Genomic DNA, 26,525 nt, shown 5'->3' with positions numbered 1-26,525 from the left:
TGTCTCCTTTGCATGATAAAAGCTAGATTTATAGGATTATTGTACCATATGTGAAAGCTCCATTCAACGAAAGCGCCTAAATTTTCCGAATGATAATTATATTAATTTTACTTATCGTTCGTGTTTGTTGGTAATTTTATATTTGGTTGTAATCAATTATTTATAGCAGATACAGTAACTATCAGAATTCAGTTATATTAATGCTGTCTCTATGTATTTACCCGAATAAAATGATATACTAGAATCATCTGAAATATACATGGACTTGTATATCATTACTGGGAGGCTTTCATGGCAAATTTAAATCGAAAAGAGCGCCGTGCACAGCGCAACGAATCTAATACTATAGGTATTCTATTACGTCTATTCTTTGGGCTCAGCTTTATCGGCTTGGCGGTAGTCCTTTTGGGCGAGTTTGATTATAACTTCATCTTCCCCATCTTTACCGCAGATATTGTGGTGTCTTTAATTTACGTAATGATGAATAAATCCCGCATTACTACATCATTAGCGGTACATACTAACGTACGCGTTATCATCGCATTTCTCATCATGCTCATCACCATGTTCTTCTACGCTTTTGCATTATGGCGTGCCGATCAATTTAGCGCGCCTATGCAAGTCACATTATTCATCGGCGGCGCCATCGTATATCTAGCCGTCTTCAACTCTACGAAAACGATGCTTACAAATCAAAATTAATACAATCATTTATTATAACCATAACAAAGAGGCATATCACATACTAATGTATGTAAGATATGCCTCTTTATTGTCCTAAAACGACAGGAACTGCTAGATATACAGGTTCTCCTCTTCGATTGATAATAGAACCACTGCTTTTAACGATACGCATTGCTTCCTCTTTTACAGGTTGCGGCACATCTTCTGCGATGAGCGGTGTATGTTCTCCCACGATGACATGTCCATCAACATCAAAGTTAACGCGCACTACAACCCTACCTGTTACGATTGAACCCTTCCCCTGTTCTTGTACAGTTCTTAAATATTCTTGGGGGTTGATATCCGACTTTTGTAAAAGCGCTTGTTGCCCTGGCGTTAGAAGCCCCCAAGCAAGATCAGATAGGAAGGATAAATCACTAGCTTCGGCAAAGCCATTTCCATTGGCATTAGGATCAGATGTTATATCCTTACCCATAGGAGCATTGTCAGGCTTAGAAAATTTACCATCTTTAGAATCATTTCCACCCATAACTACAGCTTGTTCATTATTAGTTGTTTCCGATTCTATGGCCTTTGGAACGGCCCATTCGCGACGAGCATTAGATGTAGTCTTATTGGCATTTAAATTGTGAATGCTTTCATCACCTGTATTTTCCGTTACAAGGGGATCCACCTTAGGCGCAGGCCCTTCCGGAGTCGGAGGTTCAACCGATGGCTTATCCTTAGGTGTAGGCTCAATAGCGGTAGTTTCCGCATCACTTTCACTATCATCAGGCAGATGAAAGCTAACCTCTGCTGCATCATAAGCCACACCTGTTCCAACGATACCACGTAAGGAAAGCCCCATACCAGAGATAAGCATGATTGTAATGCCTAAAGACACAATAAAAGGTTTCAGATAATGTGATTCAAACATGGAATCACTTCCGTTCCGTAGCGACGCTAATGTATTTAGCACCGTTCACCTTGAGCATATCCAAAAGTTCAATAACCTCGTTATAATACACATCTTTTGAGGCGCGGATAACAAAAGCTTGTTGAGGAGCTTGTGTAACGATAGATTTGACCTCTTGCGCCAAACGATCCGAAGAAATTTCCTGATTATCAATATATAGCGTGTGCGTTGTAGTCAAGGTAATGGTGATAGGTTCGATAGACTTTGCCGTAGACGTCGATGCAGATGGTAAATTTAGCGGAATTTGTTGCTCTGTATTCATATACAGCGTGCCTACCATGAAGAATACGAGTAAGAAAAATACGATATCAATCATGGGAATAATCATGATGGTAGGCTCTTTTTTAACCCCTAATGTGCGTCGTCTCATATATCATGTTCCTCATTGTACGCATCAAGGATATTACCGCACTCATGTTCTAATGTCGCCACAGAATCGTTGACCTTTGCCGCACAGTAACTATGAAAGCCAAGCGCAATAATGGCCACGGTCAAACCTGTAGCCGTTGCCACTAAGGCCTCAGAAACACCACCTGTAATAATAGTTGGGGCCCCAATATCGCCACCTACCACAGCAAACGCACGAATCATGCCGAGGACCGTTCCCAACAAGCCCAACAACGGAGCCATTGTTACAACCATACTGAGCCAACTAAGGCCTCGTTTTAAACGTTCATCAGCGTACGACACTACATCTTGAAGGCGGTTTTCCAAGCCATTATAATTCTTTGCACTGCGGATAGCACGGGCAAATAAAGGACCAAGTTCCTCTGTATCACGTTCCAAAACACTTGGTAACATAATCCAAGATTGGTTCTTTTCTAAGACCTTATTAAAACGGCGCAAGTCCTTTGTAAACTTGCGATATAAAAAGATACGTTCAATGCCAATCATCAAGGTAAACAGTAAAAAAATCACTAGCGGATACATAACAAATCCACCAGCTGCAAATAAATGCCCTATACTACTCATACTAACCTCCAAAAGCCACATACCTTTAGGCTCTATCCGGGTTAATTATACCACGTTTTATCCCCTCTAAAACAGATAGGGAGCGCAAAACTAAAGGGCAAAAAGGCTGCACTAGAAATGATATATATTCTAGTACAGCCTTTTATGCGTTTCTAAATAGATTAGTCTTTTTTAATAAAGCCTACAATGAAGCCACCTACTGACAGTGCAATTCCTAAACCGCTACAGAACATGCCGATAGAATACCACAATGTGTAAGATTGGTTATTCTCAGAAATCGCCTTTGCTGCCGCTTGAGCATTTGTAGCGTTTCTCGCAATTTCCAAATTAGCCGCCGATGGATCTGGATTTAATAATAGAATCACAATACCAATAATTAGAACAACTACACCTACAGGTAATAATAATTTTTTGTTCATTTGAATGCCCCTCTCGTAACATTAAACGATAAATAAATATTATAACTTAATTATACACTGACTTTTGCATTTTAAAAAGATGAACTTATATATTAATCATCTTTTATTAAACAATTAATCAGAACTAGTTATTATGACAGAGAAAAAGGCATAGTATACAACTACTATTGATCTAAATCCAACAGTGAAATTGATACTATGCCTTTTACAAATACATCTTTAATTATATCGAAATGCATACGATTGCTAACAGAGTTCGTATTAAGATAAGTTATGCCGGCTTATCTAATATGTATTTAGCAATACAATACATATTTAACAATACAATATGTATTTACCGATCTACTTATTGCAAAGACTTATCGAAAACACCAATTAATTCTTCAACGGCTTGAGATTCGCTCATTTCACCGTCTAAGACAGCATTTTCGACTTCGCCCATACGACCTTGAATGACTACATTGTTAAAGAATAGGTTGTGCAAGTGTTCGTCAATCATATCACGTACCCAACGGAGGGATTGTTCTTGACGGCGTTTTAAGAAGACCCCATTTTCTTTGCCTTGTTCAGTGAACTCTTGGATAACATCCCACAATTCATCGAGGCCATCCTTTGTGACAGCTGAACATGTGTAGGCTTGAGTCTTCCATTTTTCCGTAGCCGGACGGATATAATGCAACATACGGTCGTAGTCGCTACGAGCAATGAGAGCTCGTTTGAGATTATCCCCATCAGCCTTGTTGACCACAATAGCATCAGCAAGTTCCATAACACCTTTTTTAATGCCTTGCAATTCATCGCCTGCCCCCGTCAAAACGATGAGCATAAAGAAGTCTACCATGGAGCGCACAGTAACTTCACTTTGCCCAACCCCAACGGTTTCAACGAGAATGATATCGTACCCAGCAGCCTCGCAAAGTAGCATAGTTTCTCTACTTTTACGAGCCACACCGCCTAGCGTACCACCAGCCGGCGATGGACGAATATAAGCCTCAGGATGTTTCGTCAACGTTTCCATCCGCGTTTTATCACCCAAAATACTGCCTTTTGTGACTTGGCTCGTAGGGTCTACAGCCAATACGGCAACCTTGTAACCCGCTTCAATGAGCATGTTACCGAAGGCTTCAATAAACGTACTTTTGCCGGCCCCAGGCACACCAGTAATACCGATGCGCAATGCCTTGCCCGTACGAGGCAATACCGCTTGCAACACTTGTTGAGCTAGTTTGAAATGGTCCTTATTATTACTTTCTACTAATGTGATAGCCCGTGAAAGTATAACGCGGTCCCCCTGCTCGATACCGCGTACATAATCAGCGACAGTTAATTTCTTTCGCCGCTGTACGGGACGTACCGCTGGAGCCAGATGAGCAGAGCTAGATAAGAGGCCGTCATGCATTTCCTTGACGCCTTTCATTACATGACACGCATAAGTGTCATCTTTCTTCGCTTCTTCTGGCACCCAGTCGGGACGATAGGTACTACCCTCTGTGCTTGCGTTTTTTACACCTAATTCAGGGGCCTTGCCTTCACCAGTGGTGAAAGTTGCGTCCTGTGTATTGCGCAATTCATCCGGAGTAGACCGTTTGTTATCAGTCATGAGACTCGTCTTGAACGTGACTAGTCAATGTTTCTAGTAATTTTTTCGCCGCTACTGGCAAAACTGTACCAGGGCCAAAGATAGCCACTGCGCCATGTTCGCGTAGGAATTCATAGTCCTGAGCAGGGATTACGCCGCCGATGGCAACTAAAATATCTCCACGGCCCCGCTTGTTGAGTTCCTCTACAAGTTGAGGCAATAATGTCTTATGCCCCGCCGCAAGAGAACTAAATCCGACAATATGAACGTCATTATCCACCGCATCTTGTGCTGTTTCTTCTGGAGTTTGGAACAAAGGTCCGATATCCACGTCAAAGCCCATGTCCGCGAAGGATGTAGCGATAACTTTGGCACCACGGTCATGACCGTCTTGGCCCATCTTCGCAATCATGATACGAGGACGACGACCTTCGAGTTCTTCAAAGTTATCCGCCATTTGACGTACTTCTTTGATTACATCGTCATCTTCAAATTCACTAGAGTATACACCGGAAATAGAGCGAATAACCGCTTTATGACGACCGCATACCTTTTCAACAGCAAAGGAAATTTCACCCAAGGATGCACGGGCACGAGCCGCTTCAAGCGCAAGAGCAAGCAAGTTGCCTTCGCCCGATTCTGTAGCCTTTGTGATCGCTTCAAGACAGGATTGAACTTTTTCTTCATCTCGGTTAGCACGCAATTGTTCGAGACGACGAATTTGCGCTTCCCGTACAGCCGTGTTATCTACGTCGAGGATATCCAATGGGTCTTCTTTATCTAGACGATATTTGTTGATACCAATAATCGCTTCACGACCAGAGTCGATACGAGCTTGGCGACGTGCAGCAGCTTCTTCGATACGCATCTTAGGAAGCCCTGTATCGATAGCTTTCGCCATACCGCCAAGAGATTCGATTTCTTGAATATGACCCCAAGCGCGACGAATCAATTCATCTGTCAACGCTTCTACATAGTAGGAACCGCCCCATGGGTCGATAACCTTACATACCTTAGTTTCATCTTGGATGTAAAGCTGAGTATTACGCGCAATACGTGCGGAGAAGTCCGTAGGCAACGCAATGGCTTCGTCAAGCGCATTCGTATGTAGAGATTGCGTATGGCCCAAAGCCGCGCCCATCGCTTCCATACATGTACGAGCCACGTTGTTGAACGGATCTTGTTCTGTAAGAGACCAACCAGATGTTTGGCTATGTGTACGAAGTGCCATGGATTTAGGATTTTCAGAGCCGAAACTATTGATAATCTTAGCCCACAACATACGAGCTGCACGCATTTTTGCCACTTCCATGAAGTAGTTTTTACCGATTGCCCAGAAGAAGGACAAGCGTGGTGCGAACTGGTCAACGTGAAGTCCCGCATTAACACCGGTACGGATATATTCGAGACCATCGGCCAATGTGTAACCTAATTCGATATCCGCAGTAGCGCCCGCTTCTTGCATATGGTAGCCGGAAATGGAGATACTATTGAACTTAGGCATGTACTGGGATGTATACGCAAAGATATCGCCGATAATGCGCATGGACGTAGCTGGAGGATAAATATAAGTATTACGTACCATGAACTCTTTCAAGATATCATTTTGGATTGTACCAGCCATAACCTTTTTATCTACACCTTGTTCTTCACCAGCCAAGATGTAGAACGCCATTACTGGCAATACGGCGCCATTCATGGTCATGGATACAGACATTTGATCAAGGGGGATACCGGAGAATAAAATTTCCATGTCGAGGATGGAGTCTACCGCAACACCCGCTTTACCAACGTCACCTACTACACGAGGATGATCGGAGTCATAACCACGGTGAGTAGCAAGGTCAAAGGCGATAGACAAACCCTTTTGGCCCGCTGCCAAGTTACGACGATAGAACGCATTGGATTCTTCCGCTGTGGAGAAACCAGCGTACTGACGTACTGTCCAAGGACGCGTTACATACATCGTGGAATAAGGTCCGCGCAAATACGGAGGCACACCGGCCATGTAGTCAAGGTGTGTCATTCCTTCATAATCCATCTCCGTATAGAGCGGTTTCACCTGGATCTGTTCCATCGTCGTATTGTATAACTCTTCAAAGCTTTTTCCTGTTTCTTTTTGAAGTTCAGCAAGCCATGCATCGCGAGATGTTGCTGTCTGAGATTCCAAGCCAAGAGAGGAGAAGTCTGGATTTTTAAACATGAGCTCACATCCCTTTCTTATCTTGTAACTTATTCAAGATTTCGTAACAATTTGCACGAACAGAAATGAAGTCGTCCACGCCAGCTTCACGGTACACAGGTTCTAAGTCCTTAGGAGGTGCCCCTGCTAAAATAACCGTTACATTCGGCATAGTTTCTTTCAATTCCTTAGCAAGTGGTGGTACCAATTCTGGATATGTATCATCTGTAGAACAGATAACGACAACATCAGCACCACTTTCACGAGCAGCTTTCGCAGCATCAGCCGTTGTTTCATGACCATCATTTTTGATAACTTCAAAAGCACCTACTTCGAAGAAGCCTGTGGAGAAGTCCGCCCGAGGTTTATGTTGAGGGATTGGGCCCATATTGGCCAAGAATACCTTCACATTATCTTTCGTACGTTGTTTATAATTCTCAGTGCGCATGCGAAGTGCTTCAAACTGTTCAGTCCAGCGATGAGCTGCAATGGATTCAATGGTTTCGGAAGCAATATCACCAGCATCTAAAGCCTTCCGGATTTGACGTATTGTTAATTTTTGTAATGCACCGAGTTCAATAAGACCAATCAAAGCGCCTGGCTCTGTAGTACCTGCTTCTAGGGTAGCCTGTGCTTTCACAACCGCATCTGGCTCCGCACTTGCCAAGTACTCCTCGATTTGAGCAACCCGTTTTTGACGCAATGTTTCTTGATTTTCTGGTTTTGGATCAAGCAATTCTTCAGTCATGTTCGCATACATGTTATTACCTACAGCCACATCTCTGCGGAATGCAAGGTTTTTGAAGCGTTCGTCAAGAACAGCTTTAACTTGAGCTTGTGGATAGCCTTCTTTCAAAGCTGCTACGATACCACCTTTAGCCTCAATAGTTTGGAACTCAGCCCAAATTTTTTCACATAATTCGGCTGCCAATGTTTCCACATACCAGGAACCGCCTACAGGGTCCACAGGTTGACGCAACTCGAATTCAGTTTGCAACATAACTTGGATGTTACGGGCAATACGGCGAGAGAAGTCGTCAGCTTTGCGAATTGGTTGGTCAAATGGAGATACTTCAAGGCTATTCAAACCGCCTACAACGCCGGAGAATGCCTGTGTCGTGTTACGCAACAGATTTACATACGGATCGTATACGGTCTTTGTGAAAGCCGATGTTCTGCCGTGTACATGAACGGCACGGTCAGCTTCTTCTGCACCAAAGGCCTCCATAATGCGCGCCCAAAGCACGCGCAATGCACGTAGTTTAGCAATTTCCATGAAGAAGTTTGCCCCCAAGGAGAATGTAAACATCATGCTTTTAGCAATAGTATGAATATCGATGTTCCGTTGTGCTAATTGACGCACATAGCAAACTGCTGTTGCCAATGCATAGGCAACCTCTTGCACATCATTAGCGCCACCATTAGCGTATACATCGCCAGATACAAGTACAGTTTTAAGCTCTGGAGCTTGTTCTTTAGCCCATACAACAGTATGTGCCATTTCATCAAAGGCTGTATCTAAAGACATATGCAATGTACCATCTTTAGCCCAAACACCAATAGGGTCTGCGCCAACGAGACCTTTCAAGTCAGAGGTCTGTTTTTTAGAGCCTTTCACCGTAGCGGCTAACATACCGAGCAAGATAGCTGCAGAAGCACCTGTTTCAATGTATAAAGGATTTTCCTTTAAATTAAAACGTTCAATCAATTGGCTACAATCATCCATAGTAGACAGAGATGTACCGCCGATACCAACAGCTGCGCCTACTTGCACATCTTGATCATGGCGTGTTGCTTCATCAAGGCGAATATTGTGAATGGTGCCACCTTTTACAATTTCGTATAAACTTGCATGGTTAGCATCCTTAGGAAAGGATTCGTCTACATATTGGGATACGCCCCAAGAGTCTTTAATATACCCACTTGCCTTTGTGCCACGTAGGAACTCACCTGCTCCAGGATATACACCCTTTGGAATTTTTTCTCCATGCAATGCAGGCGTGTAAATTGGTTGTAACGTAATTCCCTCATAGGTTTTAGTGAACATCTTCTTATGGAAGTCGCCACCTTTTAACGCTTTTTCAACCTCGGCCTGCCATTGTTCATACGTAGGTTTCTTAAACTCATCAAAGGATACAGGTGCTAATAAATCACGTTCAGCATCCTTTGAAGTCTTTTTGTCAGACATATATGTGCCTCCTTTTCAACTCGAAACCATACCGAGAAACAGCGCACCGTACCTGCGAATTGTTAGATATATGAATCACTCGAGCTTTATCTTATTGGACCACATCAACCTCAAAATGTGTCCATCGGTTTAATGTCTATAAAACTTGACGCATATACTCAACATCCACTCTAAGGGCAATAAAAAACGTGCCACCTAAAGTGACACGTAAGGTTTCTTATTGAAAGGTACACTAAAAAATACTGTAGACAGCATACCCCAATCCCCTTCCTATCGCTCGTAGGTACATAACGGTGATTATCAAATAGGCAGTTCTCCTGGCTCGGGATCATCACCTCGCTTTCGCCTTCCCAGATTACTCCAGTGACATATATGAAAGCAGGCTCATCCTTACAGTGGCGGGACCGCATCGGCTTATACCGATTTCTCTATTAAGTCTTACGACACCTATTCTCTATATTCGTTGTTCTAAGTCCAATATAGTGTAACAATATGCACAAAGTCAATGAACATAACATTTAATCATAAGTACCAAAACCAAAGTTATAACTGAAAATCATATGTAATAACTAAAACGCATGGGTTAAGAATTTAAGAATTAATGATATAATAAGTGCTATCACGAGGAGGCATTATGGACCATACAAGTAAAAAAGGGTTAATCACAGCCCTTAGTTGTTATATAATTTGGGGCTTACTCCCTCTATATTGGGCATTATTAAACCATGTTTCACCGTATAATATACTGGCACAGCGCATTATCTGGTCAGGTATTTGCATGGCTATCGTTGTATTTGGCCTACATTTTAAACAATTTAAAAAGGACTTTCAATTACTAAAAGAACAACGTTCACAACTATTCCTACTTTTAGTTGCGGCAGTCATCATCAGCGTAAACTGGTTCACCTACATTTGGGCCATCGCCAATAATCAAGTTATGAACACGAGCCTTGGCTATTACATCAACCCACTCTTCAATGTAGTATTAGGTGTCATCCTATTTAAAGAGGTTCTATCTATACCAAAAAAGCTGAGTGTCCTTATCGCTACCATCGGCATCGCCTTACTCACCTATCAAGTAGGATCCTTGCCGTTGGTATCGATGATCCTCGCCGTTTCCTTCGGTCTTTATGGGGCCGTAAAAAAGAAACTACTCATCTCTCCCTTTACGAGCATCGCCTTTGAGGCCTGGCTATTAACACCGCTAGCCTTACTATATACGACCATGATCGATAATACAGTATGGTCTTATTTCAGTACAGACTGGTATACATCCATTCTGCTCATAGCCTGCGGTCTAACTACATCTGTTCCATTGGTGCTATTCTCCTATGGTGCGCAACTATTGCCGCTCAACCTACTAGGCTTCCTGCAATATGTATCCCCTACCATTGCCTTGTTGCTAGCCATCTTTTACTTTGGTGAAAGCTTTGGCACACCACAAATGATCGCCTTCGGTTGTATCTGGATAGCCTTAGTATTATTTTCCTTATCAAGCCAAATTACAACGCGTATTAGCCTAAAAAAGTAAGATATATCGTATATCAACTAAAAAGCTGTATCAAATGACATTCTCATTTGATACAGCTTTCTTTTATATAGACTTATTAATCTAACTCATTCATATTGGTCGTATTCATATTAGAAATATAATGGTTATAGGCCTCAATCATACGATTATAGTCGTTATCTTGTTTTGATCCCATATAGGTACGAATTGCACCAATTGTAGAGTTTACAGAAGTCTTAACAGAATCATACTTAGGACTAGTAATGCCATTTGATACATCACCAATAGCTTGCAACTCTTGATTGATAGCATTTACATCTAGTTGTTTTTCACTATCAATCTTTTCTAGGACCGCAGTAAGTCGCAAATGAACCTCTTGTGCTGCAGCTGCATTTTTCTTGCCTGCATCACGCAATTGTTGTAACCGTTGTTGCAAGCGCTCCGTATTGATTTTATGCATAACATTATCAAAGTCAGCATAAACAGGAACAAATTGTTCATACAATTGAACATATTTAGGACCTAATTGTTGCTCCTTAGCATAGTTATCTGTGGTATACCCTTTAGATTTATAGTATGCATCGAGCTCTTCGGCCACCGGTGTAATTTCATTCAATTTTGAAAGCAACTTATCTAAAGGCTCCTTCATTTCATCATAAGGAATACCGGCTTGCTTAGCCTCTTCTAATTCTTTTTGTAGCTGCTTAAAGTTCGGCGCATTAAAAACAGTTAAATGCTGCCCAGCTTTTAACTCATTAAGAGTTGGCGTATTCGCATAATCAAACATTACAGCCATGCGATTGTATCGGCTTACAGCTTTCACATATTGATTAAATAACTGCACCTGATCTTGCTCAGACCGTTGCGCAATTTCCTTACGGCTCTGTTCAGTACCCTGCCATAACTCTGACATACTACAACCGCTCAAAAATAATGGGGATGTTAATGTCGCCGCACACAACACAGCCATTGCTACCCTTTTACCAAATAGTTTCATGATGAATCCTCTCCTTTCATCAATACACAACCTAATTTATACATATTAATTATATCCTAATATGATTTTTATGAATAGGATTAATATATAAAGATCATATTTGATAACTAAAATGAATACGTAGTGCTAGGTGCCGTTGAAGCTTGGCTCTTAACACCGCTAGCCTTGCTATACACAACTGTCTTCGATACTACCTCTTGGTCTTATTTTGGCACAGACTGGTACACTGCTTTGCTCCTCATGGGCTGTGGTTTAACTACAGCAGTTCCTTTTATCCTTTTCTCCTACGGAGCTCAACTATTACCACTCAACCTACTAGGCTTTCTTCAATATTTAGCTCCTACAATTATATTTTTACTATCTATTTTCTATTTTGAAGAAAGCTTTGATATACCAAACATCATTGCCTTCTCCTGTATTTGGATAGCACTTGCCATATACACCATGTCCAATCAACCAAAGCAAACGAAATAATTAGCTATACAAAAAGCTGTATCAAATGACATTACCATTTGATACAGCTTTTTTACACACTAATATTACACTTATTTAATTTACCTCTTAGCCCTATTTATTCAATTCATGCTATTCATTATACAAAACTATATTGTCAAGTGACTAATAGGAACATAGGTGACCAATAGTCACCACTATAATGATACAAACGATGCTAGACTACAAATGAATAAACTATACGCCTAGCCATTGTTTAACACGTATATACGTGTTATAGTAAAAGGAGAACCTATGAAGGATAAAGATTTGCTTAAACTACTTCTACAAAATGGTTGGAAGGATGTACGGCAACGCGGTAGTCATCATCGTTTGAAAAAAGATGATCAAGTGGAAGTCATTGCCGTACACGGAAAAGATGTTCCTACAGGTTTATTACATGCTATTCTAAAACGAACAGGACTAAAATAAGGAGGCCCTATGAAATTTATATACCCTGCTATAATCCATGACGATGCCGATGGTTTCTGGGCTGAATTTCCCGATCTCGAATACACTAGTAGCACCGGCTCAACACTAACAGAATTAATAACCAATGCACAAGAGGCTATGGAGCTCTATATATTAGGTGCTTTAGAAGATGGACAAACTCTACCTACCCCCACATCTATTCGCAGCTTACCATGTACCGAAACAACATATCCTACATTAGTTCAAACAGATATTGATTTAGCTAAAAACAGTAAATCCGTAAAGAAAACCCTAACGATTCCTGCCTGGCTAAACGATAGAGCATTAGCTAAAGGAATTAACTTTTCTCAACTTTTACAAGAAGCATTAGTAGAGAAAACAATGTAATTTACATCATCAATTGCTCAGCCAAAATAGAGCTACTGTCCATAAAATAACTGGTAAAGTGAGGTACATGATGCAAAGCATCCACAGAATCGTTACGAAATAGAGCAATAAATTTTAGTACATATAACACATCAAACCATACGCTATGACAATCCTCTAATGTTGCCATATATACGGAGAGATGCTTCACAAAAAATGGAACTTTCACATCCATATCTATAATCCAACTAATGTTTTAAATCGTCCGTTATTGTGAAAGCGTTCAAAATGGTCTTGTTCGGCTGCAACAGCTTTTACAGAAGGATCAATTTTTATAGCCTTTTCTAGCCAATCAAGGGCCTTAGTATCGTCTCCTTGGTCTGCATAAATGGTAGCAATACCATACACAGACCAGGTGTTACTAGGGTCCTTTTCTAATACCTTTTCAAACCATTGTTTAGAATCATCTAACTGACCTTGTAGCTTATAGACCATGGCCATGTTATAGTAATTAGTCACATTGTTAGGATCTAAATCATAAGCCTTCTTAGTATCTGTCAAACCTTTAGCCGCATCACCGTTTAATGCTGTTGCAAAGCCCCGTACAGAATAGGCTTCTGCATTATTAGCATTGTCCTTAATGGATACGTTAGCTTCTTCTATGGCTTTCGCATACTCACCAGCGGATAAGGCTTGCTTTGCTGTAATTAGATGGTCATCTTTCTTAACAGCTTTACTATTTTCCGCACCAGATGTAGAGGAGCCTGTTGCAGTAGCGGAACTAATTGCATTTGATTCTGTTTTATTGCCATTCCCATTGTTACTACTCGTATTTTGATTCAATCCACATCCCGTAAGGGCTGTTATTAAAAGAAAGAAAAGTATAATTTTCTTCATTCAGAATTCTCCATTCTTAAATCCTATGCAAGTCTCCATATTTAAATCATATGTAAGACTCGATATTTAATCATATACAAGACTCCATAGCATGATGATATAATATGAAATACCTCCCGAAAGGAGGTGGTATATTGCAGGAGCTGTTTTATGCACTCTGGGGCACCTTGCTTGCCCCTATTATTGTTGCCTTAGTTGTAACTACCTACAGCTACTGGCTTAACAATAAAAACAAAAAATAAGCAAGAAAAAGGACGAGCTGCCACTCGTCCTTTTTTTTGGTTATATTGCAGGTAATTTCATACACTCTACTACCTACGTTTAGTATACCACATTTCTTAGAAAAATAAAGAATTAGCAATAAATCTCATAAAACCCCTAAAAAACTATTACTAGTTTTAACATAATTTGCGAGCAATATTAAAGCAGCATTAATATAAACTACCAGTTACTTTAACATAAACTACTAGCAACGTTAACGTAAATAGCAATAGATATATAAGACTTATTTCTTAGCCTTAGAACAACGATCTAATAAAAATGCAACGCCAACGAATGGGATGCCACCGTTTTCACCAAGACCGATTTCACAGGTAGAGCTGGAGCTTACGCCTAGTGTTGCACCGTATTCAGCGATTTCAGCAGCAAGGTCTTTGGTAGCACATTTGTTAAGTTCTGGTGTAAAGAACCCTTTTTGACCTGCAAAGCCATCGCATGCAAAGGATTTAATGTTGAATACATGGTCTGTACATAGACGAGCCAAATCTTCAATATATTGAGATTTATTCAAGGATTTAATCTTACATTGTTTGTGTACGATGACCCGTTCATCGCATTTTTCAATATCGAGATGAGGCACAACGTATTTACACAAGAATTCAGAAATATCGTTGATTTCTAAGTCTGGCATGTGTTTGAAAGCATGGTTGAAACATGCACTATGATCGATCACAATTGGATATTTACCGTTTTGAGATGCTTGCATCAATGCATCGTGTAAGTCCTTAACAGCGCGCTCATGAACGTCATCATAGTTTTCAAAACTCAAGCCACAGCAGAGGTTTTCGATATGTTGAGGGTAGATAATATCGATATGGGCCTTGTTGCAAAGGCTTTCCACTACTTGTTGCAAGCTGCGTTCATCGTCGTAACCTTGATTAGGTTTGAAAGCGCGGTTCGCACAAGTACTAAAGTATACAACCTTTTCAAAATTAGTCGGTTTAATACGGCTTCTCAATCTGTAACGATTGGCCTTAGGTGTAGTCTTAGGAATGTACGGAGTAATACCTGTTACACCATGTAAGCCTTCTGTAATCTTGGAAATCGCTTTTTGTGTAACGATAGAACCTGCAATACCTTCGAGACTTACGCCGGCACGAGCCATTTGAAGTGTAGTAGGGAAATTATCGTAAATCTTCTTAGCTAATTCCGGTGCTGGAGGATTGATGCGGCGCATGGATAATGCAATTTGAGCAGTATCGATGCTGAGCGGGCAAAGACCTTTACACATGGAGCACGCAGCACAGGTATCTACACCAAAATATTCATAGCCTTTTTTAAGTTCCGCAGCCAATGTGAAATTGCCTTCGTTTTCAAGGCGTTTTGTTTCACGCAACAATGCAATACGTTGACGAGGAGTCAATGTTAAATTGCGGCTTGGACAATGTTTTTCACAGAAACCACATTCCATACAGATTGTAAAAGCATCATCGATAACGCATTGAGCTTTAAGATTTTTCTTATACACATCTGGGTCATCAGTAATGATAACATCAGGATTCAAGATACGTTCAGGGTCAAAGATAGCTTTAATACGACGGTTGATTTCGTACGCTTTGCGACCCCATTCCATTTCAATAAACGGTGCCACCATGCGACCTGTACCATGTTCAGCTTTTAAAGAACCACCGAAACCAGAGACGCGTTCAGACATTTCTTTTACCAAGTCACCGAAGTTCTTAGTATCTTTAGGATCGCTGAAGTCAGGTGTGATGTTAAAGTGAACATTACCAGATAACGCATGGCCAAAGATTACGCCACCGTCTACGAAATCGTATTTGTGGAATAATTCGGTAAGCATTTCGATGCCCTTAGTGAAGTCTTCGATTTGGAAGCATACGTCTTCTGTAATAACAGTGGTGCCTTTTCTACGTTGACCACCAACGATTGGCAAAATGCCTTTACGGATAGCCCACCAAGAATCGTATTCTTTAGGATCTTGGGAGTAAAGACTTGGAATAGCTGTTGGAATATCTTTCAATTTATCTTTAATAAAAGCTAAGTTTTCATCGACAGTTTCTTTGGAGTAGCTTTCAGTTTGGAACAAGATGGCACTCGTACCTTCAGGCACTTCACGAACGAAGTCAGGCACATTATCTAAGGCTTGAACAGCGCGCAAGGACTGATAATCCATCATTTCCGCTGCAATAACCTTTTCACGACCCATATTAGCCAACGCTACAACCGCCAGGGATGCATCGTTCAATGTTTTAAAGAACATGAGACCACAGCCTTTATACGGTACGTCCTCAACAGTGTTATATACGATTTCAGACACGAAACCTAATGTACCTTCAGAGCCGATAAATAAGTGGTTGATGATATCGATAATATCTTCAAAATCAACAAGGGAGTTCAAGCCGTAACCTGTGGTATTTTTGATTTTGTACTTATGGTGAATCAAGTGTGTCAATTCTTCATCGGCCAAAATATCCTTACGCAATTGTAAGATATCCTCTACCATTTGAGGTTTTTCTTTTAGGAATTGATCAATACTCTTTTGGTCGGATGTGTCGAGAATGGAACCATCTAATAACACAACGCGAATGGACCGAATTGTTTTATAAGAGTTTTGCGCCGTACCACAGCACATACCAGAGGAGTTATTATTCAAGATACCACCTACTAATGCTGTGGCAAGCGTTGCAGGATCTGGACCAATTTTACGATTGTACGGTTTCAATAAATCATTCGCATCGGAACCGATAACACCGCATTCACATTTCAAGGCTTTCCCATCATCAATAACTTCCATTTTCTTGAAGCCATCATTACATACGATGAGCACATCTTCACTGGAGCATTGACCAGACAAGGAGGAGCCGGCCGCACGGAATGTAAATGGTGTCCCACATTGTTGACACAAACGAATAAGCCGTCTTACTTCTCGTTCATCTTCAGCTTTAACAACTACCTTTGGTAAATAGCTATAGCAAGACGCATCAACGCCATATGCATAACGACGTAAATGATCGGTGTATACGCGACCTTTACAAATCTCATTTGCCTCCTTGGCAAAACGTTCATAATCTCTAATAAGTGTACTCACTTCTATTTCCTCCTATCCTTTCTTAAGGAATCTATCACTTTTAGTATACGCCGTTCTCATTCTCCTCACTATAATTATGCATAATTTATATCCCTTCTAATAAAAATCGATATGCATTACCCTTTTATTCCCTCAGTTGAAAGTACATCTCATTAGCATTATCATATACCCATTTTTCCTCATATACAATCAAGAATCCTTATTTATTAAGCATGTATAGATATAGTCAGTAATTATATGCTAAAACCTCTCTAAATAACGATTCGTACTACCTATAATTCTATAGTAAATACATTACCAACATTATGCATAAAAATAGTATGATTTATATATTTTAAATTTTTCATTCTCATTTATAGTTTTCTATGACTTTTAGTTATACCCTTTTATAAAATGCTGAAAATACAGAAAGCCCTCTAATGATAAACGCTTACGAATCACCATTAGAGAGCTTTACTAAATTATGCTTATTAAAGATAGATTAATTATAAAACCATATTATCCCAAAATACCAGATTTAAGAATGAGGCGTACCGCCAATGCAAAGACAGCTATGCTCATGAGGGCGAGGATAGCTTTTGCTTTGAGACGTTTTGCAATACGAGCACCTACTTGAGCACCAAAGATAGCGCCAATACTAGTAGGGATAGCAATACTAAAAATGATGTGGCTTTCAATTAAATGTGTAATAACCCCCACCGTTGTTGATACGGCGAGAATAGATTGACTTGTAGCCGTTGCCATATGGGTAGGAAAGCCCATGAGATAAATCAAAGCCGGCACATGGATGAGGCCACCACCGATACCAAAGATACTCGAAATAAAGCCAACAAAAAAGCTAATACTAATACCGATAGATTTACTATAGCTCAACTGCTCAAGAGTAAGGCTTTCTTCCTTTCTTTCCCCTTTTCTAAAATTTTTAAAACCAATCAATACGGATGCACACAGCATAAAGCATCCAAAGGCGAACATAAAGCCTTTACCAGAGAACCATCCAGACATTTGGGCACCTAAAATAGCCCCCGGAAAGGTAGCAAGACTAAAGATGATAGCAGCGTTAATGTATACCTTTTTTTGCTTAAGATAAGCTATAGATCCAGAAATGGCGTTACACATAACAGAAAAAAGCGATGTTCCTACGACCATAGATGGAGACCACTCTGGGAACCAGTACATAAAGAGAGGCACAAACACAAGGCCCCCACCGGCACCGATGATGGTGCCAAGCATAGCTGCTAAAAAACCAACTACGGTAAAGAATATATAAAATATCACTATATTATCAAGCACATTAAGACCTCCCATGCCGTTTGAATTATTGTTTCTCCATATATACAAAGGATAATCCCGTGTCATCCTGTATTTCTCTAACGGCTTTATACCCCATGTTTGTATATAACTTTATATTAATCCAGCTTTTTGTACATGTATATAATACGCGCCGATCTTGGCTACATTGTTCATCCACGAATGCCAATAATTTCCGAGCCAATCCTTGTTGCCGATAGTCTGGATGCACCATCAAGCGACCGACCTCTACTACGCCAGCATCATATTGATAACGAATGCCTCCGATTATCTTCCCCGCATCATCTACCATTTTATAGGTATGCCACTGGTTGAAAGTACCTCTATAATCCTCTTCCGACTCCATCAATGCAGGGACCATTCGACTAGCAATCATTTCCGCTTCACTTTCAAAAGTAAGCAATTGTAATCGATATAATTCTAATATATCTGACTCGGTAGCTTTTACAATCTTCATCTACTAACACTCCTAGTTAGATTGGAAATACGTCTTCGCCGCTTTCAACCGGCCTCGTTCACAAGAGACTTGTAATTCATCCCCTGGTTCGAGTTTTACATCGCCTAATGGCACAATGTAGGTACCATTACGGCGAATACTTACGATCAATGTACCATCTGGTAATGCCAAGTCTTGTAACTGTACATCCGTATAGTTTGCCACCACAGGCACCTTCGTTTGAAAGAAGGTTTGCACCGATTCTAGATTGCTTTGACCACTCATGGCTTGCAACAAGGAATCGTAAATCGGCGGTTCTTTTAAAAGATCCGCCACAAGATAAGCCACTAGCGTAACGGTACCGATAGCATAAATATTAGAGAAACTATTTGTCATTTCAAGGACGAGCAAAATCGCCAAGATGGGAGTACGCATAGCTGCGGCCAACATTCCGCCCATGGCACAGATAACGAACTGTGGTACAAAATCAGGAGAAATAAGTCCTAAGGTTGAAAGTAAGCTTTCACAAAAAGCACCTGTTGCAGCACCAATCACGAGCATGGGCAAAAATATGCCCCCTTGAGCACCACTGCCATAGCAGAAGGTGGTAAGTAAAATCTTGCCTAATACGATGCCACCTAAGAGCAATACGCCATGAGATTGAAAGGCAAGCTGACCCACAAGGTCATTGCCCCCACCCAAGAGGAGCTGCGAATCAAAGCCAATGGCTGCCACCGCCACAAAGGTAAGGGCTAATTTCAAGAATCGAGAACATTTGAGCCAGTCAAAGAACCTCTTGAAAGCAAAAATCATACGGCAAAATAACACGCCACATAGCCCCATGATAACACCAACCATGAGTAGTATCGGGAAATATTCAAGAGGAACCCCTGAGGTCACCGTAAAGCCCAGCGCTGGTGTAAGTCCAAAGATACTAACTGTAATATAGTTAGAAATCAAAGTTGCCACGAAGGTTGGTACAACGAGATACGGATAAAAGCTTTTATGTACCTCTTCAAAGACAAACATCGCCCCCGATACGGGCGCACTAAAGGCAGCTGTTAAGCCTGCCCCAGCACCTGCGGATGTCAAAATACGCTGTTCTCGTAGTCCCGAATTCATCCAGTAGGACACAATCTTCCCAGCAGAGCCGCCAATCTGTACGGCTGGCCCTTCACGACCTACGGAAAATCCTGCAAAGCCGGTCAGTACGCCACCAATCATTTTAGATACTAGTGTCCGATAGGGCTTCATATCAAAGAGACCTAACATCTCCCCTTCAATTTGCGGGATACCAGAACCACCAGACAATGGGGCCCATGCGAGCAATCGATCTACAATAAACGCAAAAATGACCATTACCACAAGCCAACCTATGGCCCATTCCATAGTAATATCATCCATCAAATGCCACCTGATATGCTCTGATTCAAGTATCAAATAGCGGTATGATGCCCCAAAAAAACCTGCAATCACCCCAACAAGAGCACCCTTTGCAATGAGCTCCGTTAAGAGCACTCGATTCATGGACATATCTGCCAAGGTAGAACTACGCTTATTAAATTTCCATAATTTCATAACATCCTCCTTAGCAGTGACCAAAACCAACCGTTCCTCTGCCGACATAGGTCTACACGAACTATGCATTCATATCCTTAGTATACTTATGTAAACCACCATTTTCAAGAAAGGATTACGTATAAAAATAGCTTTCTCACGTGACACGAGATCAAAGGTCCGAATCACAAAACAATAGATAGCGCTTTAAACACAAAGCTAGCCACCTCTAAAAAGAGATGGCTAGTTTTGTTAAGCAAGTGTGTAAATGTATTTTCTTTACACATTCGGAGGCATTTGAAATATGTAAAGACGCTAATTAGAATATGGATTCATAGATGCCGATTATTTCTTCTAAAGAGGCATCCCGTGGGTTACCAGGTGTACATGCATCGTTGAAAGCAGATTCAGCTAGGAATGGAATGTCTTCCCGTTTTACGCCTGCTTCGCTAAGAGATTTAGGAATACCTACGTCATCAGCTAATTTCTGAATTACGTCGATAGCCGCTTGACGATAGGTTGCTTCATCCATAGCATCTACATTAGGAACGCCCATAACGCGAGCGATTTCACGATATTTTTCACCTGTAGCAGGAGCATTGAATTTCAATACTGCTGTTAACAACATCGCACAAGCCTTACCATGAGGGATATCGTACACAGCACTTAATGGATGAGCCATGGAGTGAACAATGCCGAGGCCAACGTTGGAGAAGCCCATACCCGCGATGTATTGACCTAAAGACATAGCTTCACGGCCTACATAATCGCCAGCCACAGCGCTACGCAAGGAACGACCAATGATTTTGATAGCTTTCAAATGGAGCATATCAGTTAGCTCCCACGCACCTTTTGTGATATAACCTTCTACGGCGTGTACGAGGGCATCCATACCTGTGGCAGCGCAAAGGCCTGTTGGCATAGACGCGGACATATCAGGATCCACGATGGCAACGATTGGGATGTCATGAGGATCAACGCAAACGAATTTGCGGTTCTTTTCAACGTCTGTAATAACGTAGTTGATAGTAACCTCTGCAGCCGTACCAGATGTAGTAGTAACAGCGATGATTGGCAAGCACGGATTCTTAGTAGGCGCTAAACCTTCAAGGCTGCGTACATCGGCGAACTCAGGGTTCGTAATAATAGTAGCAATCGCCTTGCTTGTATCGATCGGGCTACCGCCACCAACAGCAACGATAACATCGGCGCCAGCCGCTTTACAAGCCTCAACACCAGCTGTTACGTTTTCGATGGTAGGATTTGGTTTGATACCGTCGTAGACTTCATAAGCAATACCTGCCGCATCAAGCAAATCCGTAACCTTTGTAGCCACTTTAAATTCAAATAAATCTGGCGTAGATGTAACGAGGGCCTTTTTGAAATGGCGATTCTTAATTTCGTTCACAATCTCCTGAATCGCGCCTTGCCCAAAATAAGACGTGCCGTTCAACATTATTCTCCGAGCCATATACCTCACTCCTAACAAAACAAACTATACAATAAAAAATAAACCGACAGAGAATCACTTTACTTATTAATTCTCTATCGGTTTAATAAAATCCTTGAAAGCTCGTTATGTATACACTATATATTTTATTATTTTAGTGCTTCTAATGTTTGTTTCCACTGAAGCGTTAACTCCATTTTAGCAAGAACTTGATTAAACTGTATAATTGGTAAACTTTCTTTTAAAAGTAATAACTCACTTATAATCTCATCAATAATGCTTTTATATGCTATTCGTGGTAATAATAATCTCAAAGAAATCAATACTCCATATACAGAAGATTCACTCCCCTTTGGATTAGGCACAAAATAATATGTTAGTTTTTTTATCGTCTTCTTTGGACCTATAATCCTATGATTATAAAGGCGATCTCCATGTGCACATACATTTCTATATCCTACCAAAACATCTAATATTTCACTAAAAATAGGTATTAAGGTTGAAGTTGGATTCATTATAGAAATCCGATACTCAGTCATATATTCCTTATGTATGTCTTCCAAGATTTTCTCCTGTATGTTAGGAGTAATTAATTTATAAAAATTCGTAATCTCACCAAATGTAAGCTTTGTTACTAAAACCCATAAAGGTAAATCTTGATGTGTCGTTAAATAATGGGAAAACATAGTGTGTCTTGCATTACGTTGTGTAGCATTTGATAATTTTGATACCAACTCTGTAGCTTTAGGTAAATTAGTCTTAGAAAAATTATTTACATTTAAATGGCTGAATTCAGATGTATGCACTTCGGAAAAACGATAAGATACTTTCGTGCAAATATTTTGCTCTGCTTGTAAAAGAGCCTTTAATAAAATAATTCGAAGGTTACGGTCAAAACAATATAGCCCATAAATCTGAAAAAATGTTGTTCCCGTTATATAATAGTCATCTCCACTATTAACTGTAGCGTTATTATCTAAAAAAATATCTTTGTAACCATTAATTATTGAGTAATAATTATCTCTAGCTAAAATTCTCTTTACTCGACCGCCCTCAATTCCCTTTTCAATCGTAATATTCCGTTTTCTCATCAAGCGTAATAGGGAATCTAAAGACTTAAAAGGCTTAGACATAAATCCCTCCTACAAACAAAAAAACTCGCCGACCCTTGGGTCGACGAGTGTTGCGCGTTACCCGTAAGTTTCGCACAGTTTCTCTGTGTATTAACTATAACAAAGTTCTCCCTTGAGTGTCAACTCAGATTCGCCGTCCATGAATAGTATTTCCACTGTCTATATTCGTGATATACTCTTAAAATTCCTTCCTTAAAATAAGAAATTCTAAGAAATTTTATTCATTTTCATGAGCAAAATCCGTTTCACCGATTCATCGAGTCGTTCTTTCGAGATACGACCGTCTTTCACGGCTTTCATAAGGCCGTTATAAGCCTCTTGCATGTGTTCGTATTCGTGACACACGAGCAAGATATCACTGCCGGCGAGGATGGATTGCACCGCCATATCGCCAAAAGTATAGTGATTTGCAAGGGCCCCCATGTCCATATCGTCCGTTACCACAACGCCATTATAGCCTATGTCCTTGCGCAACCAATTGGTAATAATCGCTTTCGATAAACTAGCAGGATGATCTGGATCGATTTTTGGGTACATCGCATGAGACACCATGATTGTATAGGTATTCGATTTAGACTGTTTGATAAGGTCTATAAATACCTTTGTGTCCTCTGAAAGCAATGTTTCTTTAGAGGCAGGAACGATACTTGTGTCCGCGTGCAAGTCTACATCAGTCTTACCAATGCCCGGAAAGTGCTTATAGGAATACCACAAGCCCGCTTCATCGTAAGCCTTGCCAACGGCGCCTGCATAGCGAACGACCTCATCAGGGCTCGTACTATAAGAGCGACCATAGGTTAATCCTAAGTCCGCCACAGGAGCAAAGTTAATGTTAAAGCCCAAGTCTTTTAGTTCTGCACCAGACTGTTTTGCCAAGGATACAGCTTGCTCAACGGGCATTTTGCCTACCTCTTCAGCGGGAGGAACCTTGATGAGCTTATCATCCATGCGCGCTACTGCACCGCCCTCTTGGTCGATGCCGAGGAACAATGGCATTAAACCGGCGCTTTTACCAGCCTTATTAATATCTGTAATGAGCGTTTTAACTTGATCCTTAGACTCCATATTACGATCAAACAAGATGATGCCGCCCACGCGGTACTCGTTGAGCATAAATTTAGCGTCATCGTTTAGCGTTGTGCCGTGAATGCCAATCATCAACAATTGGCCCACCTTGTCTGCATCGGACATATTAGCCACTAACTTGTCCACCTTTTGCTCTGGTGAAAGCTCGCTTTGTGCCACGGACTCATAAGTCACAGGCTCTGCCTTTGAAGTAAATGGATTATGTAAACCGCAGCCCGTTGTGAGTGCTAATGCACCAATCATAGTAGCTGCTACGAAACGTCGAAACATGCATACCTCCCTTAAATCTCTAAAAAGTAATATGTATAGTATATCAAAAAATATAAACGAGCCCAACATAATCAATACACGACAAGCAGCAGTATAGTACATGCATCTTACAAAACAAAAAGATTGTTACTCGAAAACCCAACGGGTATATCCATTGAGAGAATCAAATAACAATCTTTATATGTTTCATTTTTGTTGTGTAAACATTATAGTTTGCATTTTGGAGTGTAAACTATGTATCTTACATTTTGGATGTATAAAATGTGTATGTTACATTTCGCAAATTAAATTTTGCCTTGCTCTTTCATTTCCGCTAAGAGCTTTACGATACGAGGCCCACAGCCTTTGCCACCGCAAGCGCCCGTGCCAGCACGAGTTGCTTCTTTTACTTGTGGAAATGTATGAGCACCATCTAAAATGGCTTCTTTAATCGTTTTGCGCGTAATACTACGGCATGTGCACACCTTTGTAAGCTTGTCCAGAATCGCCTCTGGCACTTGATTTTCTTCAAAATTCATATGTAATTCCTCATTTATTCACTTGAATATCTATATACGGTATTGATTTAATATATCGATTTACGTGTCGATTTAGTGTATTGATTTACATATCGATGTAGTGGATCAATTTACTCTATCAATAGTATCTAATAATACACTGTAATATTAATATATCGAAAATTTACGATTTCTGTACTTAGTATATCATACTTAGCAAATTATATCGATACTTTTTAATATAGTGAGGAATGTAAAATAAAATTTGAAAGATAGGACTTACCATAAAGTGTTTACTATATAGTATTTTCTACATAGTATTACCATATAGCTTTTACCATATCAGCCTTAATCTAAATCCTATAAAATAATGCTCACGATACGGTCAAAGAATTGTAAAATCGTTTGTTGTAATGGAATGAAAATCTTATCTGCAATAGGTGTATTAAGCAATAAGATAAGTACAATCAAGCTGACAAAGCTTAACCGTTCCAATGTAAATTGCAAATCCCTAGGCAACAAGCTTGTAATAATGCGACTACCATCAAGTGGTGGTATGGGCATCATATTGAGAATGGCAAAGTTAATATTATATACAACAATCAGTGTCAGTACTAACTCTAATGATTCATTTGTCAACAAGCCGTAGCTTTCAAGAAAACGAAGTGCTAAGTAGCCTAAAAAGGCCATCAGCACATTAGACGCAGGTCCCGCAATAGATACTAAGGTATAATCTGTGCGAGGATCGCGGAAGTTAGACGTATCAACCATTACAGGCTTAGCCCATCCAAACCCACCGATAAGAAATGCTATAGAGCCGATTAAATCAAGGTGAGCCACGGGATTCAATGTCAAGCGGCCCATGGAGCGCGGCGTAGAGTCGCCGAGCATATCTGCTACCTTGGCATGAGCAAATTCATGCCCTGCAGCTGCAATGATAAGCGCTGGAATAGACGCTAAAATCATCGTTAAACTAATACCAGAAAATAACATAAAACTCCTTTATTGTTTGGCTTCCCATGCAGTAAAGCCCTCTTGAATGCAACGAAGGGCATTTAAGGTACGGGGATAGCCGATATACGGCACGAATTGGGATGCGATATTAATCAAATATTGTTTGCTGTTCCCTACGTTCAAATTACCTTCTACATGAGCCTTGACTTGAGCTTCACAGCCACCTTGAGCCGCAAGGAAACAGAAGGTAATCATTTCACGATGAGCCACGCTAAGGCCTTTACGCGTATAGTAATCGCCGAACATATTGGCAAGCCATTTGTTGATATGACGAATATCTTCTGGTCCTTCTTGGTAAGAATTGCGCATAGACTCCCCAAAGATTTCCACTTGTTTTTCTACGCCTTTTTCAAGACGAGACTCTCCAGTGATTGTGCTGCGAGAGGGATCAGCAATAGCCTCTCCTCGATAGTCAAAAATCTTATTGGTCACCTTAAAGAATGGGCGCACACGTCCGATGCCAAGATAGGGCACCGCTTGATAAATGAGCTCTACCACTTCATCAGGAATAAGGCCAAAGTTTAATCCTGCCGGTAGCATTAATGCATATTCATCAACAGCGGAGGCGCCTACTAATGTAGCGAGAATGGCTAAGAAGCGATCCTTTGCCGGTACATTACGGCCTTCTTCGGTGATGACTTCATCAAAGGCAAAATTATCAAACAATATTTCAAACTCTGGATCAATATAACCTGCTGGGGCTGCAATATCAGGGAACATACGCTCCGTATAGGCTTGAGCAAATTCAGATTTAGACATAAAAAACCTCC

At 40.7% G+C, this 26,525-nt stretch carries 25 protein-coding genes, 1 pseudogene and 1 riboswitch; of the genes and pseudogenes, 6 read left to right on the top strand and 20 right to left on the bottom strand.

Annotated features, from left to right (window positions below; translation table 11 throughout):
- Positions 1 to 291 precede the first annotated feature (291 nt).
- Positions 292 to 702: a CAAX protease gene (locus RYO55_RS04510; RefSeq protein WP_314984331.1), complete on the top strand. Its 411-nt coding sequence runs from the start codon at positions 292 to 294 to the stop codon at positions 700 to 702.
- A 67-nt stretch (positions 703 to 769) separates the two neighbouring features.
- Here the strand turns inward: RYO55_RS04510 and RYO55_RS04505 are convergent, their stop codons facing one another.
- The 7 genes from RYO55_RS04505 to RYO55_RS04475 all read right to left on the bottom strand — a co-directional run bounded on the left by RYO55_RS04505 (position 770) and on the right by RYO55_RS04475 (position 8,979).
- The gene (locus tag RYO55_RS04505) at positions 770 to 1,600 is read right to left on the bottom strand and encodes a hypothetical protein (RefSeq protein ID WP_314984329.1); all 831 of its coding nucleotides are present in this window, start codon (positions 1,598 to 1,600) and stop codon (positions 770 to 772) included.
- A 4-nt stretch (positions 1,601 to 1,604) separates the two neighbouring features.
- Positions 1,605 to 2,009: a biopolymer transporter ExbD gene (locus RYO55_RS04500; protein WP_012864957.1), complete on the bottom strand. Its 405-nt coding sequence runs from the start codon at positions 2,007 to 2,009 to the stop codon at positions 1,605 to 1,607.
- Complete coding sequence (locus RYO55_RS04495) at positions 2,006 to 2,611, bottom strand: MotA/TolQ/ExbB proton channel family protein (RefSeq protein ID WP_314984326.1); 606 nt, start codon at positions 2,609 to 2,611, stop codon at positions 2,006 to 2,008. Before RYO55_RS04495 ends, RYO55_RS04500 begins: the two co-directional genes overlap by 4 nt.
- Positions 2,612 to 2,772: 161 nt before the next feature.
- Positions 2,773 to 3,030, bottom strand: a complete 258-nt coding sequence (locus tag RYO55_RS04490; protein WP_012864960.1) for a hypothetical protein — start codon at positions 3,028 to 3,030, stop codon at positions 2,773 to 2,775.
- Positions 3,031 to 3,376: 346 nt separating this feature from the next.
- Positions 3,377 to 4,630, bottom strand: coding sequence for a methylmalonyl Co-A mutase-associated GTPase MeaB (gene meaB, locus RYO55_RS04485; RefSeq protein WP_012864962.1), 1,254 nt, complete (start codon positions 4,628 to 4,630; stop codon positions 3,377 to 3,379).
- The gene (gene scpA / locus RYO55_RS04480) at positions 4,623 to 6,812 is read right to left on the bottom strand and encodes a methylmalonyl-CoA mutase (RefSeq protein ID WP_295816741.1); all 2,190 of its coding nucleotides are present in this window, start codon (positions 6,810 to 6,812) and stop codon (positions 4,623 to 4,625) included. Before scpA ends, meaB begins: the two co-directional genes overlap by 8 nt.
- A gap of 4 nt (positions 6,813 to 6,816) precedes the next feature.
- Complete coding sequence (locus RYO55_RS04475) at positions 6,817 to 8,979, bottom strand: methylmalonyl-CoA mutase family protein (RefSeq protein WP_295816743.1); 2,163 nt, start codon at positions 8,977 to 8,979, stop codon at positions 6,817 to 6,819.
- A 289-nt stretch (positions 8,980 to 9,268) separates the two neighbouring features.
- Positions 9,269 to 9,445: riboswitch (cobalamin riboswitch) on the bottom strand.
- Positions 9,446 to 9,613: 168 nt separating this feature from the next.
- Here RYO55_RS04475 and rarD point away from each other — a divergent pair.
- Complete coding sequence (rarD, locus tag RYO55_RS04470; protein WP_314984323.1) at positions 9,614 to 10,510, top strand: EamA family transporter RarD; 897 nt, start codon at positions 9,614 to 9,616, stop codon at positions 10,508 to 10,510.
- A gap of 76 nt (positions 10,511 to 10,586) precedes the next feature.
- Here the strand turns inward: rarD and RYO55_RS04465 are convergent, their stop codons facing one another.
- On the bottom strand, positions 10,587 to 11,486 hold the full coding sequence (locus RYO55_RS04465; protein WP_314984321.1) for a DUF3829 domain-containing protein: 900 nt from the start codon (positions 11,484 to 11,486) through the stop codon (positions 10,587 to 10,589).
- Positions 11,487 to 11,618: 132 nt separating this feature from the next.
- On the opposite strand from RYO55_RS04465, the pseudogene RYO55_RS04460 reads away from it, so the two are divergent.
- The 3 genes and pseudogenes from RYO55_RS04460 to RYO55_RS04450 form a co-directional block, all read left to right on the top strand.
- Positions 11,619 to 11,960 (top strand): annotated as a pseudogene (locus tag RYO55_RS04460) (EamA family transporter RarD); the annotation flags it as partial.
- 288 nt (positions 11,961 to 12,248) lie between these two features.
- Positions 12,249 to 12,410 carry a type II toxin-antitoxin system HicA family toxin gene (locus RYO55_RS04455; RefSeq protein WP_314984319.1) on the top strand — a complete coding sequence of 54 codons (162 nt, stop codon included), beginning with the start codon at positions 12,249 to 12,251 and terminating at the stop codon, positions 12,408 to 12,410.
- A gap of 9 nt (positions 12,411 to 12,419) precedes the next feature.
- On the top strand, positions 12,420 to 12,797 hold the full coding sequence (locus tag RYO55_RS04450; protein WP_042466936.1) for a type II toxin-antitoxin system HicB family antitoxin: 378 nt from the start codon (positions 12,420 to 12,422) through the stop codon (positions 12,795 to 12,797).
- A gap of 1 nt (position 12,798) precedes the next feature.
- Here RYO55_RS04450 and RYO55_RS04445 read toward each other — a convergent pair whose 3' ends face one another.
- Both RYO55_RS04445 and RYO55_RS04440 read right to left on the bottom strand, forming a co-directional pair.
- Complete coding sequence (locus RYO55_RS04445) at positions 12,799 to 13,011, bottom strand: hypothetical protein (RefSeq protein ID WP_314984317.1); 213 nt, start codon at positions 13,009 to 13,011, stop codon at positions 12,799 to 12,801.
- 2 nt (positions 13,012 to 13,013) lie between these two features.
- A complete protein-coding gene (locus tag RYO55_RS04440) occupies positions 13,014 to 13,673 on the bottom strand; it encodes a TPR end-of-group domain-containing protein (RefSeq protein ID WP_314984316.1) in 660 nt (219 codons plus the stop codon).
- A gap of 104 nt (positions 13,674 to 13,777) precedes the next feature.
- Here RYO55_RS04440 and RYO55_RS04435 point away from each other — a divergent pair, with 104 nt between their 5' ends.
- A complete protein-coding gene (locus RYO55_RS04435; protein WP_314984315.1) occupies positions 13,778 to 13,915 on the top strand; it encodes a type I toxin-antitoxin system Fst family toxin in 138 nt (45 codons plus the stop codon).
- A 263-nt stretch (positions 13,916 to 14,178) separates the two neighbouring features.
- Here RYO55_RS04435 and RYO55_RS04430 read toward each other — a convergent pair whose 3' ends face one another.
- The 10 genes from RYO55_RS04430 to RYO55_RS04385 form a co-directional block, all read right to left on the bottom strand.
- Entirely contained in the window at positions 14,179 to 17,001 is a 2,823-nt protein-coding gene (locus RYO55_RS04430; protein ID WP_314984314.1) for an FAD-binding and (Fe-S)-binding domain-containing protein, read from the bottom strand.
- 498 nt (positions 17,002 to 17,499) lie between these two features.
- Positions 17,500 to 18,294, bottom strand: coding sequence for a sulfite exporter TauE/SafE family protein (locus RYO55_RS04425; protein WP_314984312.1), 795 nt, complete (start codon positions 18,292 to 18,294; stop codon positions 17,500 to 17,502).
- Positions 18,295 to 18,319: 25 nt separating this feature from the next.
- Positions 18,320 to 18,769: a GNAT family N-acetyltransferase gene (locus tag RYO55_RS04420; protein WP_314984310.1), complete on the bottom strand. Its 450-nt coding sequence runs from the start codon at positions 18,767 to 18,769 to the stop codon at positions 18,320 to 18,322.
- A gap of 12 nt (positions 18,770 to 18,781) precedes the next feature.
- Positions 18,782 to 20,326: a ClC family H(+)/Cl(-) exchange transporter gene (locus tag RYO55_RS04415; RefSeq protein ID WP_287512638.1), complete on the bottom strand. Its 1,545-nt coding sequence runs from the start codon at positions 20,324 to 20,326 to the stop codon at positions 18,782 to 18,784.
- 298 nt (positions 20,327 to 20,624) lie between these two features.
- Positions 20,625 to 21,776 (bottom strand): lactaldehyde reductase, encoded by a 1,152-nt coding sequence (gene fucO / locus RYO55_RS04410; RefSeq protein WP_314984309.1) that lies wholly within the window; start codon positions 21,774 to 21,776, stop codon positions 20,625 to 20,627.
- A gap of 128 nt (positions 21,777 to 21,904) precedes the next feature.
- A complete protein-coding gene (locus RYO55_RS04405) occupies positions 21,905 to 22,888 on the bottom strand; it encodes an Abi family protein (protein ID WP_302498866.1) in 984 nt (327 codons plus the stop codon).
- A 207-nt stretch (positions 22,889 to 23,095) separates the two neighbouring features.
- Positions 23,096 to 24,244: a glycoside hydrolase family 3 N-terminal domain-containing protein gene (locus RYO55_RS04400; RefSeq protein WP_314984307.1), complete on the bottom strand. Its 1,149-nt coding sequence runs from the start codon at positions 24,242 to 24,244 to the stop codon at positions 23,096 to 23,098.
- Positions 24,245 to 24,528: 284 nt separating this feature from the next.
- Positions 24,529 to 24,762: a (2Fe-2S)-binding protein gene (locus RYO55_RS04395; RefSeq protein ID WP_004694527.1), complete on the bottom strand. Its 234-nt coding sequence runs from the start codon at positions 24,760 to 24,762 to the stop codon at positions 24,529 to 24,531.
- 339 nt (positions 24,763 to 25,101) lie between these two features.
- Entirely contained in the window at positions 25,102 to 25,734 is a 633-nt protein-coding gene (locus tag RYO55_RS04390; RefSeq protein ID WP_004694525.1) for a site-2 protease family protein, read from the bottom strand.
- A gap of 9 nt (positions 25,735 to 25,743) precedes the next feature.
- Positions 25,744 to 26,514 carry a carboxymuconolactone decarboxylase family protein gene (locus RYO55_RS04385; protein ID WP_314984306.1) on the bottom strand — a complete coding sequence of 257 codons (771 nt, stop codon included), beginning with the start codon at positions 26,512 to 26,514 and terminating at the stop codon, positions 25,744 to 25,746.
- Between the last annotated feature and the right edge of the window lie 11 nt (positions 26,515 to 26,525).

Source organism: uncultured Veillonella sp., assembly GCF_963551295.1.
In the GTDB taxonomy this organism is placed as follows: Bacteria; Bacillota; Negativicutes; order Veillonellales; family Veillonellaceae; genus Veillonella.
Note: the sequence above shows the minus strand (reverse complement) of the source record. Positions and strands in the feature narration are given on the sequence as shown.